Source organism: Aquimarina sp. RZ0 (genome assembly GCF_008370685.1).
Lineage (GTDB): Bacteria > Bacteroidota > Bacteroidia > Flavobacteriales > Flavobacteriaceae > Aquimarina.
The window spans coordinates 1-3,928 of the sequence record NZ_VTZU01000151.1; the positions used below are offsets into that span (position 1 = coordinate 1).

The following is a 3,928-nucleotide window of genomic DNA, read 5'->3' on the forward strand; positions in this document are numbered from 1 at the left end:
GTTTGCAGATAGTTTTGGTAGGTTTTTAAGTACTCCATATTAGTGACCTTGTCTTTTTTTTGGAATATTGGAACATCAAGATTTTTTAAGGATTAAAACGCATACTATCAGTTGTTTACGTGTAAATCTGGTGTTCCGTTGCTCTGGAACACTAGTTATAATCATCTCATTATAAGTGTTTTGGTGTTCCTGTGGTGTTCCATTATATTGTATTTATTTGTTGTTGCAGTTCGTTTTTGATCTTAGTGCGTAGTGCTGTATGATTATCCCAGTACACAATCTTATATTTAAATCCTCTGTTAGCATACCCAAACTGTTGTATGTATTCTAATTCGACCAATTGTTGCAAGTATCGATGTGTTTGTGTTTTGCTTACTCCTGTGATCTGTTTGATATCAAAACGAGTAAATACATATTCTTCTCCGCCTTTGTCTGCAATACCATTTTTTAAACACTCATAAAATTGTCTAAGGCTGCCGTGGAGTTCGTCTACTTTTAAAATAATAGTCTCAAACAAAATATCACAAGCTAGTTGTAAATCTTGTTTTTCTGTTATTAAATAACCCTTAGGGTTTCGCTTTCTTTGGTATTGATGTAACCAGGTTATTTGTGCCACCAGATGTTGGTACATACTGTGTAATCGGCGTAGTTTATGGATGTTTTGTGGTAATTGTATTTGTGTAGCATAGGGATTGATCACCGTTGATTTTTCTAATACTCTAAGACAGTTTTGTATAAAGGTTTGAGTGGTTTTTATTTGATGCAGATCGATCTGACCTGCTGCCAGTTTGTTTTGGTACGCTATAATTCTGCTTGTCTGGCTTGCGGATTCATCTACGGCAATGACAAAACATCTACTAATATTATCCTCGTATAAATCTGCCCGAGTGGTACAAGCTAAACTGGCTATCGGACCATTGACTAATTTTTCTACACTATCAGCAGTACCGGTTTCTACTTTTTGAGAGACACTACTATTCAACCAACCATTAGATTGCAGTTCCCTGAGGGCTAGCAAGGCTTCTTCTTTTAGGCCGTCTACATCTTCAAAACAGAGTAATTTATGACACAAGGCATCTTCTTTATAATTGTAAAAACTACTTTCTGTTACTCTGGTAAAGGATTTGTAGGCTTCTCTGGGCATTAGTTTATAAATGCTTTGTAAGAGTTTGGTTTTACCTGATCCGGAAGAACCTTGTATGAGTCCGTGCAAGGGTTTTTTATCGTGGTAGCTACTGGCAATCAAAAATAATAACAACCGATTATCGGTTTCTCCTACGACGCCTGTTTGTTGGATTGCTTGGTTAATTCTATTTAGTAAATCAGGACTTTTAAGAAATTCTAAACATTGGTTTTTTACGGCTTGATCTACCTTAAAAATCGTAGCTTCTTGTTTTTGATGGTGTTGTTTCTCGAGTGTCAGCCCGTATACTTGCCATTCTTGTAGAATGATAGCCATATCAATATCTAAAGCTTTGGCAGCTACTTTGGCATGCTTTTCTAGTGCGGTATAATCGTATAGATCTACTTTTTGGATGATAATTTGCCCAGTAACTGGGTTTTGGCTCTGTAAAGTAACTTTTAAAGAGTCTCCTGTGTTTTTAATATTTCCTTTTACTTTGAGAAGTAATTCAGATTCTTGATGATCTGTGTTTTGTGGTTCGTTTTGTTTTTCAGATGAAGTAATAGAAGTTGTTTTTTCTGCCTGTGGTGTTATCTCTGTTGTATCCTCAATTGAAAAAGAAGGAGTTTCTATAGCTTCACTTAGCAAGGTGTGGAAGATCCCTGCATCTTCGTGATTCACCCACAAGCTATTGATATCTTCATCTACAGGCGTGGTAACGGTTTTGATAGTAAGTTTTGGGTACTGCTGCTGTAATTGTGTTTGTAGCTTTGCTGCTGCGGTTCTTCCCGCAGTATCGCCATCAAAAAACAGGACAATGTCCTGTAATTGGTTAATTTGGTTAATCGCTCCTGCGTGTTCTTTGGTAAATCCGTTTGTACCATAGCACGCCAATACTGTGGTGTTGGGTAGGAGTTTTCCATGTAGTTGTAAGGTAGCTGCATCAATGACGGATTCTGTTAAAATTAGGTGTTCTGCAGTAGGATCGGGATAGGCAGGGTACATCCCTTGTCGGTTTTGTAGATAGTAATGACAACCTTTGACAGTACTGGTATAGCTTCTCCCATACAATGACACGATCTGGTTTTTGTGATTACGCAAAGGAAAAACAATACAGTTTTTTAAGTGTGGGAGTTGGTAAGCAATCTGGTTACCACCATTTCTGTGATTGCTACCGACATCACCGATGCCTTTTAATCCTCTACTTTCTAAGTACTGCAGGGCTTTTTTGCTTCTAGGGAGTTGGGTTTGTAGAATATGGTAGGTATCTGCGATGTTTTGTGTGTTTTTGTAGCCTAGTAACTCTTTGGCTTGATTGATAGCTTGATGCTTAGAGCAATTTTCTTTGAGCATGATAAAATCAATCACATCGATGACTTTGTTACCGTGATCACAGTTGCCAGAAAAACAGAATACACTGCCCGTATCTCCATAGACCCGCATACTTGGGGTGGTATCATTATGAAAAGGGCAGTGTACATGATTGTTTTTGATCTCGATACCGTAGTGTTGTAGTACTTGGTGGATGGATAATTGCTGTTTGATGTCGTGGATTTGCATGTGAAGTGAAAATTGTTGAAAAAATATTATTGTTACCTATACGTGACAAATGTAATGTATTCGTAAAATATAAACAACATCTTTACATATTGTTTTTTACTTATCAATGCCTTATTATTGTGCAATCAAGTATTAATACAGTAATTTTAACACCTTTTAGTATGAGTTTTGGTAGCAGAATGATGGATTCTAGAAAAGAAAAAAAGCTTTCTAGGGAAGAGTTAGGAAAGATGGTAGGTACTTCTTCTGCAATTATTGGTAGATATGAGCGTGATGATATGAAGCCATCTATTGAGATTTCTACAAAGATTGCACAAGCTCTTGATGTATCTCTTGATTTTTTGGTAGGTAATGCTTCTTTGATTGTAAAGGATAAAGGTCTATTAGACCGTATCGAGGATATTGTAAAAATGCCTGCAGATAAAAAAAAGGAACTCCTTAATGTAATTGATGCCTATTTAAGAGATTTTAAAACACAACAAGCTTATAAATAAATCACTATGAAGGAAAACATATGTTTGATAGGTGCTTTAATTACGATATTCACACTAATTATTAAAATTGTAAAGTATAGCATATTAAAACGTAATCTAATCGTTGGTATAGCTATACATATATTTAACCCTATCTATAAATATACTCCATTACTGATGGCTATATTGATTCCTATATGTGGAGTTTTACTATTTGGTTTAGCGCCTTTGGCTTTCACAGAACAATATCATATTTCTCATAATATTTATAAAGCATATGCAGCCTTTGCAACTTTTACTTTATTTGCTGTAGGTTGTTTTCCACTATCTAAATTTATGTATACAGAATATAAAGACCGTTAATGTTTTTAAACAAAAAACCACGACAATAACTGCCGTGGCCATATCTTGTACAGCACAAGCGTGGACGCTTGCGCCAGCGGGGGTGTACTGCAACAAATAGCAAAATCACAACACCCCTTGTGTACTACAAAACACTTTTTGAACATATCACAACCGTAAAATCAGCCCTAAACAAAATTCAATTGCCAATTTTAACGAAAAAAAGTACAAAATTTAACATCTCAAGTAAGTGTTTGCGCAATGTGGGTTAAAGATGGCGAGTATGAGCAAATCGATAAAGAGACCTTAAAACGACTACAAGATATACAGCAATTATCACCGGAGAATAAAAGTCATGTATTTGCCTTATTAGATGCTTTTATAAAACAAACCAAGTTGCAGAGTATTATGTAACAAAAAAATCCACAAC

At 35.8% G+C, this 3,928-nt stretch carries 4 protein-coding genes; 3 read left to right on the plus strand and 1 reads right to left on the minus strand.

Annotated features, from left to right (window positions below; all coding sequences use genetic code 11):
• Positions 1–202: 202 nt before the first annotated feature.
• Complete coding sequence (locus tag F0000_RS26575) at positions 203–2,683, minus strand: toprim domain-containing protein (RefSeq protein ID WP_149627730.1); 2,481 nt, start codon at positions 2,681–2,683, stop codon at positions 203–205.
• 161 nt (positions 2,684–2,844) lie between these two features.
• On the opposite strand from F0000_RS26575, the gene F0000_RS26580 reads away from it, so the two are divergent.
• The 3 genes from F0000_RS26580 (at position 2,845) to F0000_RS26590 (ending at position 3,912) form a co-directional block, all read left to right on the plus strand.
• On the plus strand, positions 2,845–3,177 hold the full coding sequence (locus F0000_RS26580; RefSeq protein WP_149627731.1) for a helix-turn-helix domain-containing protein: 333 nt from the start codon (positions 2,845–2,847) through the stop codon (positions 3,175–3,177).
• Between the two features lie 6 nt (positions 3,178–3,183).
• Positions 3,184–3,519, plus strand: coding sequence for a hypothetical protein (locus tag F0000_RS26585; protein WP_149627732.1), 336 nt, complete (start codon positions 3,184–3,186; stop codon positions 3,517–3,519).
• Between the two features lie 240 nt (positions 3,520–3,759).
• Positions 3,760–3,912 carry a DNA-binding protein gene (locus F0000_RS26590; RefSeq protein WP_149627733.1) on the plus strand — a complete coding sequence of 51 codons (153 nt, stop codon included), beginning with the start codon at positions 3,760–3,762 and terminating at the stop codon, positions 3,910–3,912.
• Positions 3,913–3,928 lie beyond the last annotated feature (16 nt).